The following is a 15,425-nucleotide window of genomic DNA, read 5'->3' on the forward strand; positions in this document are numbered from 1 at the left end:
CGCCCTCTTAGGGGGCTTTTCCGACCCGTGACAAGCGTGGCATTCGCCCGCTGGCGGGCTGGGGCAGCAGGGTGCCGGGGGCCAGCGCCGGTCGCGCGCGGGCGCGATGACCGGGCAGGGTCAGGGCAGGCACCTGCCGCCCCGCCTCCAGCAGGATCAGACCCGCCGCGCCGGGCAGCAGGACCGAGCCAAAGCTCTCGAAGCTGTCGGCCATGGCAATGAAGGCGCGCCAGGGCGGCACATAGAGGGTCTGGGACCATGCCAGTGGGGTCAGGTCGGCCCCGCGCACCAGTTGCTCGACTTGACCGCGCGTGAAAGGTCGTCCGTGGCCGAACGGCGTGGCCTCCGAGCGGGTCCAGAAACCGCCACGCGCAGCCACGGCCACGATCAGCCGCCCGCTGGGCCGCAGCACCCTTGCCGCCTCGATCAGGGCTGCCTGCGGATTGTCGCTTTCCTCAAGGGCATGGATCAGCAGCACGCGATCAAAGCTGCCGGTGGCGAACGGCAGGGCGAACTCGCTCACCAGGGCGGTGCGGCTGCGTGCATCCAGCGGCCAGACCTCCGCGCCCTGACCCTCGGGCATGGCCGCCAGGGCGCGCCGCGCGGCGGGAAAGCTGTCGAGCCAGGGGGTCGCATAGCCGATGCCCAGCACGTCGCATGCAGGCGCATCGCCCCAGGCATCGCGCAGGCGCCGGGCCACGAGACGGCGGACCAGTGCTCCGGCGGGCTCGGCATAGAAGCGGCGAAGATCGTCGATCGAGCGGCGCATGACGGCGACACTATAGGCCATCGGCAAGGCGCGCTCTATACGAAGGCCCATGGCCCTCGAGATCCTCCAGTTCCCCTGCCTCATCGACAACTACGGCTTTCTTGTGCGCTGCCCCGGGACCGGTGTGGTGGCCAGCATCGACGCGCCCGAGGCCGAGGCCGTGATCGCGGCGCTTGACCAGACGGGCTGGGGGCGGCTCGACCTGATCCTCAACACCCACTGGCACGGCGATCACACCGGCGGAAACGGCGCTCTTCATGCGCTGTTCGGCTGCGAGATCCTTGGCCCCGAGGAAGTCCGGCGCGCCGCGCCTCTGGACCGCGCGCTCGCCCATGGCGATGAGGTGCGGGTCGGAGAGGTGCGCTTTCAGGTGCTGGCCACGCCGGGCCATACGCTGGGCCACATCGTCTATCGCTGCATGGACGAGCCGCTCGCCTTCGTGGGCGATACGCTGTTCGCGCTTGGCTGCGGGCGTCTGTTCGAGGGCACGGCGGCCCAGATGTTCGAGAGCCTGCGCCTGACGGACGCCTGGCCCGGCGAGACGCGCATCTACTGCGCGCACGAATACACCCTGTCCAATGCCCGCTTCGCCCTGAGCGTGGATGAGCGCCCGGAGATGAAGGCCCATGCCGATGCCATCAACGCGCTGCGCGCGAGTGATCAGCCCACGGTGCCGACCACCCTGGCCGTGGAGCGCCGGTTCAATCCCTTCCTGAGAGCTGACAGCGCCGAGGCCTTTGCGGCGCTGCGGGCGGCCAAGGACAGCTTCGGCTGAGCCGCTCAGGGCCGCATTCAGGGCCGCATGGAGAAGGCGCGCACGATCCGCGCCGATGAGGGCCGCCCCTCGACCCCGCGCGAGGGCACCACGGTGATCAGCAGCACCGCGCCATTGAAGCTCACGTCCGGGCGGCTGCCCTCGCGGATGATGATCTGGCGCAGGCGCATCGCCTCGGGGCGCAGGTTGCGCGAGCGGGTCATGCGCTGGACCGCCTCGACGGCGGTAGCCGCAGCGTCGGCATAGACGGCCTCGTTGCCCGGCGTGATCTCGGGCGCGTCGATCAGAACGGGACGTCCCAGCGCGCGCAGCAGGGCATGGCTCTGGGCCATGAGAAAGCTGGTCAGCTGCATCACCGACATGGGCGGCGGCGACAGCCGGTCGGCCGAGCCGGCCACCGAGACGGGAATCCCCCCCGGCGACTGGGGCGTGAACAGGGTCAGCCCGCCGTTGCGCGTGACGCGCAGCACCAGATCGCCCGCATCATTGCGATAGAGAACGTCACCGGCAGGCGCGGGCACCGGGCGCAGCGACCAGACCTCGCTGGAGTTGTCGAAGCGCATAAGCGGGCGCGAGCCCGAGCGGTCGAGCACGAAGGAGGTGCCGTTGCTGGCCTGATAGCGGGCGGTCTGGGGCAGGCTCTGGGAGGCGAAGCGCTCACGCAGCGAGCGGCTGTCCTCGGCCTGGGCATTGGCACCGCGCTGGGCGAGGCTGGGCGTGGGCGCAAGCATCGCAGCGGCGCCAAGCGCCATCGCGATCACCAGCGGCCTTGCAGCCGACCTGACCCATGAACGAACCATCATGGCCCTAGCGTTGACTCCCCACCCGGGCGGATTTTGGGCCAAGGGCCGTCGCCCGCCCCCTAGCCGACCAGATACTGACCGCCGTTCAGTGAAAGCGTACAGCCTGTGACATATCCGGCACGCTCGCCCGCCAGCCACGAGACCATGTCGGCGATCTCCTCGCCGCGCCCGAGGCGGCCCACGGGAATCTGGGCGATGATGGCATCGAGAACCTTCTGGTCCATGGCGCCGACCATTTCGGTGTCGATATAGCCCGGCGCGATGCAGTTGACCGTCACGCCCTTGCGCGCGTTCTCCAGCGCCAGTGCCTTGGTAAAGCCGATCATGCCGGCCTTGGCTGCGGAATAGTTGGTCTGGCCGATCTGGCCCTTCTGGCCGTTGATCGAACTGATGTTGATGATGCGCCCGAAGTTGCGCTCGCGCATGCCGCCGATCACATGACGGGTCATGTTGAACACCGAGTCCATGTTCACGCGGATCACGTCGGACCACTGCTCGGGCGTCATCTTGTGAAAGAAGCCGTCGCGGGTGATGCCGGCGTTGTTGACCAGCACATCGACGGGGCCAAGCTCGGCCTCGACCGCCTGCACGGCGCGCTCGCAGTCCTCGTAAGAGCCGACGTTGCCCTTGACCACCATCACGCCCAGTTCCTCGGCGGTGGCGCGTGCGGCGTCCTCGTTGCCCGAATAGCCCGCCGCGACCTTGTGGCCGTCGGCCTTTAGGCGCTCGACGATGGCGCGTCCGATACCGCGTGTTCCGCCCGTGACCAGTGCAACCCGGCTCATGTAACCTCCCGTTGTTTCCTGTGATGCCGCGCCATGCGAAGCGACGCGATCGTGCCTTGTGGATAACCCTAGTCAGGCGCGCCGGTCAGGCCAAGAGGCGAATGTCGCCCTGTGCTCAGCCGCGCTCGACGCACATCGCCACGCCCATGCCCCCGCCAACGCACAGCGTGGCAAGACCGCGCGCCGCGCCGCGCCGCTTCATCTCATGAAGCAGGGTGACGAGGATGCGTGCACCCGAGGCCCCGATGGGGTGGCCAAGGGCGATGGCGCCGCCGTTCACATTCACCTTGTCGGGATCGAGCCCAAGCTCGCGCACCACGCACAGCGCCTGTGCGGCAAAGGCCTCGTTGCTCTCGATCAGGTCGAGGTCGGCGACGCTCCAGCCCGCCTTTTCCAGCGCGCGGCGGCTGGCGGGGATGGGGCCGGTGCCCATGATGGCCGGATCGACCCCGGCGTGGGACCAGGACGCGATGCGCGCCAGCGGCTCAAGGCCCCGGCGTGATGCCTCGTCGGCGCCCATCAGAACCAGGGCAGCGGCCCCGTCGTTCAGGCCCGAGGCGTTGGCCGCCGTCACGCTGCCCTCGCGCGTGAAGGCCGGGCGCAGGCCTGCCAGGGATTCGGCGCTGACGCCCTCGCGGATGTATTCGTCCCTGTCGACCACGGTATCGCCCTTGCGCCCGCTGATGGTCACGGGCGTGATCTCGTCGGCAAAGCGGCCCTCGCGACGGGCGGCTTCGGCGCGGTTCTGGGAAGTGGCGGCAAAGCGGTCCTGATCCTCGCGCGAGATCGACCAGCGCTCGGCGATGTTCTCGGCGGTCTGACCCATGTGGTAGCCGTGGAAGGCATCCCACAGCCCGTCGCGGATCATGGTGTCGACAAGGGCGAGGTCGCCCATTTTCTGGCCCTGGCGCAGGGGTGCGCAGTGGGGGGCCTGGCTCATGCTCTCCTGACCGCCGGCGACGACCACCTTCGCGTCGCCCTGGGCGATCTGCTGCATACCGAGCGCCACCGCGCGCAGGCCCGAGCCGCACAGCTGGTTGAGGCTCCATGCCGGGGTGTGATGGCCCAGCCCGGCCTTGATCGCCGCCTGTCGCGCAGGGCCCTGACCGGCGCCCGCCTGCAGCACCTGACCCAGGATCACCTCGTCCACCTCGCCCGGATCGACACCGGCGCGCCTCAGGGCCTCGGCAATGACGCGCGCGCCAAGTTCATGAGCCGGAAGGCTGGAGAGGCCCCCCAGAAAAGAGCCGATGGGAGTGCGCGTGGCAGAGACGATGACGATGTCTTGGGCGGTTTCGGACATGGGGGGAGCTTTCGTCCTCAGCTTGATGTCTGGGTCGCCGCTGGCGGCGGCGGGTCTCGGGGAGCGACTGATCTAAGCGCGCTACGGTTCCGGCCGCGAGCCGTTTTCGCAGCCGCGCACAGCCGACTGTGGCGCTTTTGCCCCATCGCGAGGCTCCCGTCACCTCTGGGCAAAGGGAACGAGTTGGCTCCTCTGGCGATTCAGTCTCGCGACATCTTTTTATGAGAGGCTTCTCGTAAGACCCGGATCAACCGGGCCTCGATCAGACCATTGTTTGACCACACGTGCCTATGGGGATGAAAGGTGATGATGAACGCGCTGCGACGGCTTGGCCGCCACATGCTGACCCCCGATGCTCTCGACATGGCCGAGCACTACGAGACGCGCGCCGAGCGTGAGGCGGACCTGTGGGTCCATGTCATCGGTCTGGCGCTGGCAGCGCTGGGTGCCGTGGTGCTGGCGGGGCTGGCCGTGGTTTACGGCGGCATGAGCGTGATGGTGGCGACGGCCATCTATGCCCTGTGCCTGATCGCCATGCTGACCTGTTCTACAATCTACAACCTGACCCATCCGTGCACGGTTCGCCCCCTGCTGCGGCGCCTCGACGAGGCGGCGATCTTCGTGATGATCGCGGGCTCGTACACCCCTTTCACGACCCAGAGGTTCGAGGGCGCATGGGCCGTGGGCTTCACGGCCCTGATCTGGGGCATCGCACTCGCTGGGGTGCTGGCCAAGCTCTTCGCCCCGCGCATCAACGATATGTTCTGGAGCGCGGTCTATGTGGTGTTCGGCTGGCTTGTGGTGCTGGCGATCCGCCCGCTGATCGAGACGGTGCATCCGGTGGCGCTGTGGCTTCTGGTCGCTGGCGGGCTGATCTATACGGCGGGGGTGTTCGTTTTCATCAACCAGAAGATCCGCTTTCGCCGCGCGATCTGGCACGGCTTCGTCGTCGCGGGCGCGGGCACGCACTGGGCAGCGGTTCTGGTCGGTGTGGTGCTGGCCCCGGCCATGGGCTGAGGGGTGCAGGTCATTAGCGCTGGCGTCTCTGGTGCGTGTGCGGAATAATGCAGCGCCCCCGCCGAGGGGCCCTTGAGCGAGGGGACTTGCGTGGCAGACACCAGCCGGGACGGACGATCCAAGAAGGACGATGCGGGCGCCAGGGCGGGGGCCTCGCAGGACGATGCCATCGTCATCAAGAAATATGCGAACCGGCGCCTCTACAACACCGCCTCGTCGGCCTATGTGACGCTGGAAGACCTGGCCGCCATGGTGCGCGAAGGTGTGCACTTCGTGGTCTTCGATGCCAAGACGGGCGAGGATCTGACCCGTCAGGTGCTGACCCAGATCATCTTCGAGGAGGAAAGCCGGGGCCAGTCCCTGCTGCCCGTGCAGTTCCTGCGCCAGCTCATCGGCTTTTACGGCGACCAGATGCAGGCGGTGCTGCCCAGCTATCTGGAGATGTCTCTCGACAGTTTCGCGCGCCAGCAGGAACAGTTCCGCGCCCAGTTCTCGCGCGCCTTCGGTGCGGCACCGGGCGCAGGCTTCTTTGACGAGCAGGTGCGCCAGAACGTGGCCATGTTCGAGCGGGCCATGAAGATGTTCAGCCCCTTCGCCTATCCGGGCACACCGTCCGCAGACGCGGGAGCCCGCAAGGATACGGCCCCAGCCCGCACCGACCCTGCATCCGACTCCGCATCCTATGCCGCCCTCGACGAGATGCGCCGCCAGATGGCCGAGATGCAGGCGCGTCTCGATCAAATCGCCCAAGGCCAGTCAGGCAAGGCGGGGAAAACGGGGGAGGGATGAGCGGGCCGGTCAAGCCCCCTTCGCCTGCATCGGGCGTCAGCGAGCGGCGCGCGGAACAGCGCCGGGCCGACGAGCGCCGCCAGCGCGACCGGCGCGCGGAGCACCGTGCCCTCATGCTCAGCGGGGAAGATGAGCCCAGGGCCGATACGGTCGCCCCGTCACCTCATGCCAGCAAGAGGGCGCAGCCTGCGCCTGAGGGGGCGACAGCATTTTCGGCCCAGGTCATGGGACAGGACGGGCAGAAGCGCGGCCTGAAGGGCGGCGAGCCCGTGCTGGATGCGGCGCGGCGCAGCTATCTTGGCACCGAGTATGCCGGCACACGCGATCGCAGGCCGCGTGCGGGGGTGGTCAAGAAGACCGAGATCTGAGCGCCCCACCCTGGGGGACACTCTGGCGCAATCCTTGCAGGGCTGAGGGCATCTCGTTTCGCTTTGCTCAGGCCCCGTCATGTCGCTTCTGCTGCAAGTTGCCGCCCGCACCCTCGACATCAGCGTGCTCGCCCTGATCTTTCTGGCCCTGGCCTGAGGCCTGCGGGGACGCTTCTCAGCCGGGGCGTAACGGTCTAGTCAGCAGGCATGAACCTTCGCGCCCTGCCGTTCGGCCTGCTGTTTCTCGTCAGCCTGGTAGCCGGGGCCGGCAGCATGGCCCTGCAATCCGTGCTGCCGGCCATCGGTCGCGAGTTCGGCCTGCCCGATACGCTGGTGGCGGGCGCCTTTGCCATCTCGGCCCTGATCTGGACCCTGACCTCGCCGGTGTGGGCGCGCCTGTCTGACACGGTAGGGCGCAAGCGCATCATCATGGTGGGGCTGGGCGGCTTCACCGCCTCCATGCTCTGTTTCGGTCTCGCGGTCACGGCGGGGCTTGAGGGCTGGCTGCCGGTGCTGGTGGCGTTCGTGGCCATGGCGGCGGCGCGCTCGCTCTATGGCGTGTTCGGCTCGGCCTCGCCCATCGCGGCCCAGGCCTATGTGGCCGACCGCACCAGCCGTGCCCAGAGAACGCGGGCCCTGAGCCTGCTGGCTTCGGGTCAGGGGCTGGGCACGGTGCTGGGACCGGCGCTGGCCCCCTTCTTCGTGCTGCCGCTGATCGGTCTGGCAGGGCCGATGTATGCCTTTGCCGCCCTGGGGCTGATCGTGCTGTGGGCCGTTTGGCGCCATCTGCCTTCGGGCGAGGTCGAGCGAAAGCCCACCGAGGGTGCACGGCAGGGCCGCCACCTGTGGCGCGATGCGCGGGTGCGCGATTTCCTGCTGTTCGGCCTGCTGGTCACCTCGGTGCAGGCGGCCAATATGTCGGTGCTGGGCTTTCACGTCATCGACGAACTGGGCCTGCCCGCGCGCGAGGCCCAGTCCTTCATCGGCATCGCCATGCTGGCGGGCGCAGCGGCGACCCTTATGGCGCAGTGGGGCCTGATACCGCTGCTGCGGATGCAGCCGCCGGAGCTGATGAAGTGGGGGGTGGCACTGGCGCTGGCAGGCAATGCGCTGAGCCTGGTCGCGCCGGGATATTTCGGTGTGGTGGTCAGCTATGCCCTGGTGTCGCTGGGCTTCGGCTTTGCGAGGCCGGGCTTCACGGCAGGCTCGTCCATCGCGGTGGGACCGAGCGAGCAGGGCGCCATCGCCGGTCTGATGATGATGCTGGCGGGACTGTCCTTCCTGGCACCGCCCGTGCTGGGCGTGGGGCTGTATGAGCTGGCCGAGCACGCGCCCTTCATCGCCAATGTGCTGGTGCTGCTGGTGGCCCTGTGGCTGGCCTTCACGCGCGCGAGCCTGAGCCGCCACGGCGGCGATCCGCCCTCGACCAGCCTGCCTCCGGCCAGCCTGCCGCCCGCCTCGCGTGCTGGCCCCTGATGATGGGGGGGCTGACGGTAAGGGGCCTTGAAGGCGGGGGGCCTTTTTTTGGCTCCGCCGATGAGCTAGCCAGAGCCCATGGATTTTCGCGTCGAACACCGCATCGGGATTCCCCTGTCCGCCGAGGACATCTGGGAGGTCTTCGCCGACATGGAACGCTGGCCCGAGTGGAACCCGCTCTACAAGCAAGCCGAGGGCAGAATCGGCATCGGACAGCCCCTGACCTTGCGCGAGGCCATCGAGGGCCTGCCCGAGCGCATGGTGCAGGCGCGCGTGCTGGACTGGGTGCCCAACGAACAGCTCATCCTGACCGAGAAGCGCGGCTGGCAGTTCTCGGTGGTGCGCTATTTCGAGATCGAGCCCCTGGCGCCGCGCAGCAGCATCGTCTCCAGCGGCCAGATATTCTCGGGCATGCTGGGCGAGGGCTTCCTCAAGAAGAACAAGGGCCGCCTGCGCGCATCGCTGGAGGCCAAGAACACGGCTTTGAGCGCGCGCGTTCTGGGGACCGCTCGCTAGAGCCGGGCGCAGGCCCTATATGCCTCGGTCATGATCGACGCGCTCTACAGCGATGCCGTGCTCAGGCTGGCGGCGAACCTGCCCCATTCGGGCCGCCTCGATGCGCCCCACGGTACGGGCGAGAAGGTGGCGCGGCTGTGCGGCTCTCGGGCCATCGTCGATGTGCGGCTGGACGGGTCGGGGCGCATCGCGGACTTTGCCCAGGACGTGAAGGCCTGTGCGCTGGGTCAGGCGGCGGCGTCGCTGCTGGGGCAGGCGGTCGTGGGCGCATCGGCTGACGAGATCGAGGCCCTGCGCGAACAGATGCTCGCCATGCTGAAGCGCGGCGGAGCAGGCCCGCAGGGGCGCTTCGAGGCCCTGCGCCTGCTCTCTCAGGTTGCTGATTATCCCGCGCGCCATGCCTCGACCCTCGTGGCCATCGAGGCGACCGCCGAGGCGGTGAGGCAGGCGCTCCGGCGCGGCGACGGGGCGATGCCGTCCTGAGCGCCCGCGCGCGGCCCGCTTGATATGGCGGGCACCTTGGGGCCATAAGCGGCTTCGCTTCTTCACTCCTGTGTGCTGTGCACCGTCATGTCGACGTATGAACGCAGCGTCCGCCTTGCCCACCGGGCCTACAAGGTGACGCTGTCGCCCCTGATCGGTCAGCAGTGCCGCTTCCTGCCGACCTGCTCGGACTATGCGGCCGAGGCCCTGATCCGTCACGGGCCTGCGCGCGGCGGCTGGCTGGCGCTGAAGCGTTTGTGCCGCTGTAATCCCTTCGGGGGATCGGGCTTTGACCCGGTGCCGCCGGACCCTGTTGACCCTTCCGAGACCTGACCATGATCGAGCTGATTTTTCCCGATGGCGCCCGACGCGAGTATCCCGAAGGCACCACGGGGCGCGAAGTGGCGGCCTCGATCTCGCCGTCTCTGGCCAAGAAGGCGGCACTGGTCGAGCTGGAGGGCGAGCAGCGGGACCTGGATCGCGCGCTCGAGAAGGGCGGGCGCTTCCGCCTGCTGATGCGCGATGATCCCGAGGCCCTGGCCACCATCCGCCACGACTGCGCGCACGTTCTGGCCGAAGCGGTGCAGAGCCTGTTCCCCGGCACCCAGGTCACGATCGGCCCGGCCATCGAGGATGGCTTCTACTACGACTTTGCGCGTGACGAGCCCTTCTCCACCGACGACTTCGCCGCCATCGAGAAGAAGATGGCCGAGATCATCGACCGCGACGCGAAACTGGAGCGCGAGGTGTGGGAGCGGGACGCGGCCATCGCCTATTTCGAGGCCCGGGGCGAGACCTACAAGGCCGAGCTGATCCGTGACCTGCCCGAAGACGAGACCATCACCATCTATCGCCAGGGCGAGTGGCTGGACCTGTGCCGGGGGCCGCACTTCCCCTCATTGAAGTTCGTGGGCAAGGCGTTCAAGCTGACCAAGCTGGCCGGGGCCTACTGGCGCGGCGATCACCGCAATGCCCAGCTTCAGCGAATCTATGGCACCGCCTGGGCCACGCGCGAGGATCTGGACGCCTATCTTCAGCGCCTCGAGGAGGCCGAAAAGCGCGATCACCGCCGCATCGGCCGACAGATGAACCTGTTCCACATGCAGGAAGAAGGCCGGGGCATGGTGTTCTGGCACCCGAGGGGCTGGGTGCTGTGGCAGGTGATCGAGGCCTATATGCGCCGCCGGCTGGAGGCTGCGGGCTATGTCGAGGTCAAGACGCCCCAGGTGCTTGATCGCAAGTTCTGGGAGGCCTCGGGTCACTGGGAAAAGTACCGGCCCAACATGTTCGTGTGCGAGACGGTGGAGGGCGAGACGCTCTCGCTCAAGCCGATGAACTGTCCCGGCCACGTCCAGATCTTCGGCATCGGCCAGCGCTCCTATCGCGAGCTGCCGCTGCGCATGGCCGAGTTCGGGGCCTGCCACCGCTATGAGCCGTCGGGCTCGCTGCACGGGCTGATGCGGGTGCGCGGCTTCACCCAGGACGATGCCCACATCTTCTGCCGCGAGGACCAGATCGTCGAGGAGACGGCCGCCTTCATCGAACTGGCGCGCAGCGTCCACGCGGACCTCGGCATGGAAACCGCCTACATCAGCCTCGGCACCCGGCCTGAGGTGCGGGCGGGCTCGGATGCGTTCTGGGACAAGGCCGAGGCACTGATGGCCGAGGCGGCGCGCGCGGCAGGCACCGAGCCGGTGGTCACCGAGGGCGACGGTGCCTTCTATGCGCCCAAGCTCGATTTCATCGTCAAGGATGCCATCGGGCGCGAGTGGACCTGTGGCACCATCCAGCTCGACTATGTTCTGCCCGAGCGGCTGGACGCGACCTACATCGGCGAGGATGGCGGCAAGCACCGTCCCGTGATGCTGCACCGGGCCATTCTGGGCAGTTTCGAGCGTTTCATCGGCATCATGATCGAGAACTATGCCGGGGCCTTCCCGCTGTGGCTGGCACCGGTGCAGGTGGTGGTGGCGACCATCACCTCGGATGCGGACCCCTATGCCGAGGCCGTTGCGGCGAAGATGCGTGCGGCGGGCCTGCGCGTCGAGACGGACCTGCGCAACGAGAAGGTCGGCTACAAGGTGCGCGAGCACTCGGTCGGCAAGGTTCCCGTGATCGCCGTGGTCGGTCGCAAGGAGGCCGAGGAAGGCAAGGTGGCCCTGCGCCGTCTGGGCAGTCAGGACCAGAGCATCGTGTCTCTGGACGAGGCCATCGCCCTGCTGTGCGACGAGGCCCTGGCGCCCGACCTGAAGCGCGCGCGCTGAAATCGGGCACGGCGCGCGCTCGCCCCTCGCCTTGATGGCGGTGCGCCGCTATAGGCGGGGCCTCGGCAGACTCTAGGCAGGAGTGCAAGGCGTGGCCAATGTCGCGGTGATCGGGGCCCAGTGGGGCGACGAAGGCAAGGGCAAGATCGTCGACTGGCTGTCGAACCGGGCCGATGTGGTCGTGCGATTCCAGGGCGGGCACAATGCGGGCCACACCCTGGTGGTGGGCGAAAAGGTCTACAAGCTCAGCCTGCTGCCGTCCGGCGTCGTGCAGGGCAAGCTGTCGGTGATCGGCAACGGCGTGGTCGTCGATCCGCGCGCCCTGCTCGCCGAGATCGCGCGCATCGAGGCGCAGGGCCTCTCCATCACCCCCGACGTGCTGGTGCTGGCGGACAATGCCTGCCTGATCTTGCCTCTGCATCAGGATCTGGACGCGGCGCGCGAGGCGCAGGCGGGCTCAGGCAGGATCGGCACCACGGGCCGGGGCATTGGTCCGGCCTATGAGGACAAGGTCGGCAGGCGCGCCATTCGCGTGGCGGACCTGCATGATCCCGAAAGCCTCGCGCCCAAGGTCGAGCGCCTGCTGGCGCACCATGGCGCGCTGCGCCGGGGCCTCGGCCTGCCCGAGGTGGACCCGGACGCCCTGATCGCGGACCTGCTGGCTCTGGCTCCCGACATACTGAAGTTCGCCCGGCCCGTGTGGCGCGAGCTGGACACCGCCTTTCGTGCAGGGCGCCGCATCCTGTTCGAGGGCGCGCAGGGTGCCTTGCTGGACATCGACCACGGCACCTACCCCTTCGTCACCTCGTCGAACACGGTGGCGGGGCAGGCGGCAGCGGGCTCGGGGCTCGGCCCGCGGGCGATCGGCTATGTGCTGGGCATCGTCAAGGCCTACACCACGCGCGTGGGCGAGGGGCCCTTTCCGACCGAACTGTCCGACGCCATCGGCCAGCGGCTGGGCGAGCGCGGGCGCGAGTTCGGCACGGTCACGGGGCGGGCGCGGCGCTGCGGCTGGTTCGATGCCACCCTGGTGCACCAGTCGGTCGCCATCAACGGCATTCACGGCATTGCCCTGACTAAGCTCGACGTGCTGGACGGCTTCGAGAGCCTGAAGGTGTGCACGGGTTATCGCATCGGCGATCAGACGCTTGACCATCTGCCTGCGGGCCTCAAGGCCCAGGGCGCGGTCGAGCCGGTCTATGAGACGCTGGAGGGCTGGTCGCAGAGCACCCAGGGCGCACGCTCCTGGATGGACCTGCCCGCGGCTGCCATCAAATATGTGCGGCGCATCGAGGAGCTGATCGGGGCGCCGGTCGCCCTGCTGTCCACCAGCCCCGAGCGCGACGACACCATCCTGATGCACGACCCCTTCCAGGCCTGACGGGCACGCGCAGAACCCCGGCGCGTCAAGCCGATCTTTACCACAGGCGGTTAGAACGATCTGTCACCAGTGGAGCAGGTCGTACAGTGTTCAGTCTCGATCCCAAGACCTCGGGCCGTGTCGCCGAGCGTATCCGTCGCGTGCTTGTCGTTGATCCCAACTTGGCTTCGGCGCGTCTGGTGGCCGATCTCATGAAGTCCATCGGCACCCGGCAGGTGGCGTTCGAGACCACCGAACAGGCCGCCCTGATCGCGGCGCGGGACATGGACCCGCAGATCATCTTCGTCGAGCGCGCGGGCGAGGGGCTGGACGGGGAAAGCTTCACCCGGCGGCTGAGACGATCGAACCTTAGCTGCCGCATGGTGCCGGTCATCATGATCACCGCCGATGCCACCGCCACCTCGATCAAGGGCGCGCGCGATGCCGGCGTGCACGAGTTCGTGCGTAAGCCCTTCACCAGCGGCGACATCATCAAGCGTGTCGAGGTGGTCAGCCTGAAGTCGCGCAACTGGGTCGAGGCGCTGGGCTATGTCGGCCCGGACCGGCGGCGTTTCAACTCGGCCGACTACAAGGGCCCGCGCAAGCGCCAGAGCGAGACGGCCACGACTCCTGCCGATGCCAGCGCGGCCACCATCGATCAGGCCATGCGCATCATTGCCTCGGCCCATGAGCGCTTCGACACCGATCCCATGCAGGCGGTGCGGGCCCTGCGCAGCCAGGTCGATGCGCTGCGCGGCACCGTGGCCTCACGCCCCGACATGGGCGCGGCCATCGAGATGCTCGGTGCTGCCCTGTCCGAGGGCAATCCCACCCGCCAGAGCCTCGGACCCAGCGTTCAGGCCCTGCTGAAGTTCGCCGATCCGGCATCGCTTGCGCCCCGGCATCTGGCCCAGCCCTCGGCTGCGTGAGCGCTGACCTTTACAGGCGCTAGCCTGTTCCCGTTCCGCGCTGGAAGCTCTCGACCAGCGATCCGGCCACAAGGCGCCAGCCGTCCACCAGCACGAAGAAGATCAGCTTGAACGGCAGGCTGATGATGACCGGCGGCAGCATCATCATGCCCATGCTCATCAGCACGCTGGCGACCACAAGATCGATGACCAGGAACGGCACGAACAGCAGAAAGCCGATCTCGAAGGCGCGCTTCAGCTCCGAGATCATGAAGGCGGGGGTGACCACCCGCAGGGGCAGATCGCGCACATCGCCCGTCGCCTCGACGCCCGACAGACGGGTGAACAGCTCAAGCTCGCCCTCGCCTACCTGTGACAGCATGAACACCCGGACCGGGTCGGTGGCGGCATCGAAGGCCTGGGGCAGCTCCATTTCCTGATCCATCAGGGGCCGGATGCCCGCGTCATAGGCCTCCTGCCAGGTCGGGGCCATGATGACCGCCGAGAGGAACAGGGCCAGCGAGACCAGCACCGCATTGGGCGGGCTCTGTTGCAGGCCCAGCGCGGTTCTCAGCAGGCTGAGCACCACGATGATGCGCACGAAGCTGGTGGTCATGATCACGATGCTGGGCGCCAGCGACAGCACGGTCAGCAGGCCGACGAGCTGCACGACCCGCTCGGTCAGGCCCGCCCCGGTGCCAAGGTCGATGTTGATGGCCGAGCCGCCCGCCGCCACATCCTGGGCAAAGGCCGCCAGCGGGAAGGCCCAGCTGAGCAGGGTGACGATCAGCGACAGGCGCGCGGCGCGCCAAAGGTCGGCCCGGCTGGGGATGCGGAACAGCGCCCTCACGAGAAGATGTCCTGGTCGGGATCGCGGGCACCGGGCCGTGCGGTTGGCTCAGGCCTGGACGCGGAATTGCCGGGCGCGGCGGGCTGGACGGCGAGGCTGCGCTGGCGCGGCTCGATCAGCTCGCGCCCCTCGCCCAGCAGCAGCAGGCGCTCCTCGTCATCGATCCTGACCAGCACCAGACGGCGCGCCGGATCCAGCACCAGGGTCTCGACGACGCTGAGCCTGCGCTCGCCCCGGCTGGTCTGCATCCGCTCCAGAAACTGCGGGGCATAGCGGCGCAGCACGAAGGCGGCCAGGCCGATCAGTCCCAGGGTGATCGCGAGGCCGAGGATGGCGCGCAGATAATCGAGAATGTCCATTCAGGCCCCGAAGGTGGCCGCCCCGCATTCGCGCTCTGGTGCCCGATTGCTCTGGAGCACGACTCAGGGCGGCTTTCGGTGCCAACCCTTGACGAACAGGGTTAACGGGGCGTTGCCAGATACCTTTGCTTAACCATAGGGGCGGCATTTTCTGCCCATGAGCATCGATTCCCTGCCCATCTTCTCGGTGATCCGTGACCGGCTCGGCTGGCTGAACGCGCGCCAGAGGGTGATCGCGGAGAACGTGGCCAATGCCGACACGCCCGGCTATGTGGCGCGCGATCTGGCCGAGCCCTCACGCTTTCAGCGGATGCTGGGCGGCGGGCAAGGGAGTGCGCAAGGTGGTGCTCAGGGCGGCGTACAGGTGGCGCGCACCCAGGCCGGACATATCGCGCCGGCCGCGCCGCGCACGGCGGCCTATGGCACGGTGAGCGCGCCCGACTCCGAGACCACTCTGGATGGCAACTCCGTGGTGGTCGAGGAGCAGATGCTGCGCATGGCCGAGAGCCGCATGGCCTATGACGCGGCCATCAGCTTCTATCAGAAATCCCTGTCCATGCTGCGCATGGCGGCCCGTCCGCCGGGACGGGGCTAGGCCTT

At 68.2% G+C, this 15,425-nt stretch carries 18 protein-coding genes; 12 read left to right on the forward strand and 6 right to left on the reverse strand.

Annotated elements, in window-relative coordinates:
• Window positions 1–7: 7 nt before the first annotated feature.
• On the reverse strand, window positions 8–820 hold the full coding sequence (locus ACK4E3_RS09490; protein ID WP_409699684.1) for a class I SAM-dependent methyltransferase: 813 nt from the start codon (window positions 818–820) through the stop codon (window positions 8–10).
• Here ACK4E3_RS09490 and gloB point away from each other — a divergent pair.
• Entirely contained in the window at window positions 819–1,544 is a 726-nt protein-coding gene (gene gloB, locus ACK4E3_RS09495; RefSeq protein ID WP_409699686.1) for a hydroxyacylglutathione hydrolase, read from the forward strand. The two genes, ACK4E3_RS09490 and gloB, sit on opposite strands and share 2 nt — an antisense overlap.
• Window positions 1,545–1,561: 17 nt before the next feature.
• Here the strand turns inward: gloB and ACK4E3_RS09500 are convergent, their stop codons facing one another.
• The 3 genes from ACK4E3_RS09500 to ACK4E3_RS09510 form a co-directional block, all read right to left on the reverse strand.
• On the reverse strand, window positions 1,562–2,275 hold the full coding sequence (locus tag ACK4E3_RS09500) for a DUF4908 domain-containing protein (RefSeq protein WP_409699689.1): 714 nt from the start codon (window positions 2,273–2,275) through the stop codon (window positions 1,562–1,564).
• 131 nt (window positions 2,276–2,406) lie between these two features.
• A complete protein-coding gene (locus tag ACK4E3_RS09505; RefSeq protein ID WP_409699692.1) occupies window positions 2,407–3,132 on the reverse strand; it encodes a beta-ketoacyl-ACP reductase in 726 nt (241 codons plus the stop codon).
• Between the two features lie 115 nt (window positions 3,133–3,247).
• Window positions 3,248–4,435, reverse strand: coding sequence for an acetyl-CoA C-acetyltransferase (locus tag ACK4E3_RS09510; RefSeq protein ID WP_409699695.1), 1,188 nt, complete (start codon window positions 4,433–4,435; stop codon window positions 3,248–3,250).
• A gap of 306 nt (window positions 4,436–4,741) precedes the next feature.
• Between ACK4E3_RS09510 and trhA the strand changes: the two genes are divergently transcribed.
• The 10 genes from trhA (at window position 4,742) to ACK4E3_RS09560 (ending at window position 13,637) form a co-directional block, all read left to right on the forward strand.
• Complete coding sequence (trhA, locus tag ACK4E3_RS09515) at window positions 4,742–5,452, forward strand: PAQR family membrane homeostasis protein TrhA (RefSeq protein ID WP_409699698.1); 711 nt, start codon at window positions 4,742–4,744, stop codon at window positions 5,450–5,452.
• Window positions 5,453–5,542: 90 nt separating this feature from the next.
• A complete protein-coding gene (gene phaR / locus ACK4E3_RS09520; protein ID WP_409699701.1) occupies window positions 5,543–6,241 on the forward strand; it encodes a polyhydroxyalkanoate synthesis repressor PhaR in 699 nt (232 codons plus the stop codon).
• On the forward strand, window positions 6,238–6,609 hold the full coding sequence (locus ACK4E3_RS09525) for a hypothetical protein (protein ID WP_409699704.1): 372 nt from the start codon (window positions 6,238–6,240) through the stop codon (window positions 6,607–6,609). Before phaR ends, ACK4E3_RS09525 begins: the two co-directional genes overlap by 4 nt.
• A gap of 207 nt (window positions 6,610–6,816) precedes the next feature.
• Entirely contained in the window at window positions 6,817–8,085 is a 1,269-nt protein-coding gene (locus tag ACK4E3_RS09530; RefSeq protein WP_409699707.1) for an MFS transporter, read from the forward strand.
• Window positions 8,086–8,163: 78 nt separating this feature from the next.
• Window positions 8,164–8,601 (forward strand): SRPBCC family protein, encoded by a 438-nt coding sequence (locus ACK4E3_RS09535; RefSeq protein WP_409699710.1) that lies wholly within the window; start codon window positions 8,164–8,166, stop codon window positions 8,599–8,601.
• A 30-nt stretch (window positions 8,602–8,631) separates the two neighbouring features.
• Entirely contained in the window at window positions 8,632–9,084 is a 453-nt protein-coding gene (locus tag ACK4E3_RS09540; RefSeq protein WP_409699713.1) for an iron-sulfur cluster assembly scaffold protein, read from the forward strand.
• Window positions 9,085–9,171: 87 nt separating this feature from the next.
• A complete protein-coding gene (yidD, locus tag ACK4E3_RS09545) occupies window positions 9,172–9,417 on the forward strand; it encodes a membrane protein insertion efficiency factor YidD (protein WP_409699716.1) in 246 nt (81 codons plus the stop codon).
• 2 nt (window positions 9,418–9,419) lie between these two features.
• Window positions 9,420–11,348 carry a threonine--tRNA ligase gene (thrS, locus tag ACK4E3_RS09550; RefSeq protein ID WP_409699719.1) on the forward strand — a complete coding sequence of 643 codons (1,929 nt, stop codon included), beginning with the start codon at window positions 9,420–9,422 and terminating at the stop codon, window positions 11,346–11,348.
• A 91-nt stretch (window positions 11,349–11,439) separates the two neighbouring features.
• Entirely contained in the window at window positions 11,440–12,729 is a 1,290-nt protein-coding gene (locus ACK4E3_RS09555; RefSeq protein ID WP_409699722.1) for an adenylosuccinate synthase, read from the forward strand.
• A gap of 86 nt (window positions 12,730–12,815) precedes the next feature.
• Window positions 12,816–13,637, forward strand: coding sequence for a two-component system response regulator (locus ACK4E3_RS09560; protein ID WP_409699725.1), 822 nt, complete (start codon window positions 12,816–12,818; stop codon window positions 13,635–13,637).
• Window positions 13,638–13,656: 19 nt separating this feature from the next.
• On the opposite strand, the gene fliP is transcribed toward ACK4E3_RS09560, so the two are convergent.
• Window positions 13,657–14,466, reverse strand: a complete 810-nt coding sequence (fliP, locus tag ACK4E3_RS09565; protein WP_409699728.1) for a flagellar type III secretion system pore protein FliP — start codon at window positions 14,464–14,466, stop codon at window positions 13,657–13,659.
• The gene (locus ACK4E3_RS09570; RefSeq protein ID WP_409699731.1) at window positions 14,463–14,825 is read right to left on the reverse strand and encodes a flagellar biosynthetic protein FliO; all 363 of its coding nucleotides are present in this window, start codon (window positions 14,823–14,825) and stop codon (window positions 14,463–14,465) included. Before ACK4E3_RS09570 ends, fliP begins: the two co-directional genes overlap by 4 nt.
• A gap of 157 nt (window positions 14,826–14,982) precedes the next feature.
• Here ACK4E3_RS09570 and flgB point away from each other — a divergent pair, with 157 nt between their 5' ends.
• Entirely contained in the window at window positions 14,983–15,420 is a 438-nt protein-coding gene (gene flgB / locus ACK4E3_RS09575; protein WP_409699733.1) for a flagellar basal body rod protein FlgB, read from the forward strand.
• Window positions 15,421–15,425: the final 5 nt, after the last annotated feature.

This window comes from Brevundimonas sp., from assembly GCF_046299595.1.
Classification (GTDB): Bacteria; Pseudomonadota; Alphaproteobacteria; order Caulobacterales; family Caulobacteraceae; genus Brevundimonas.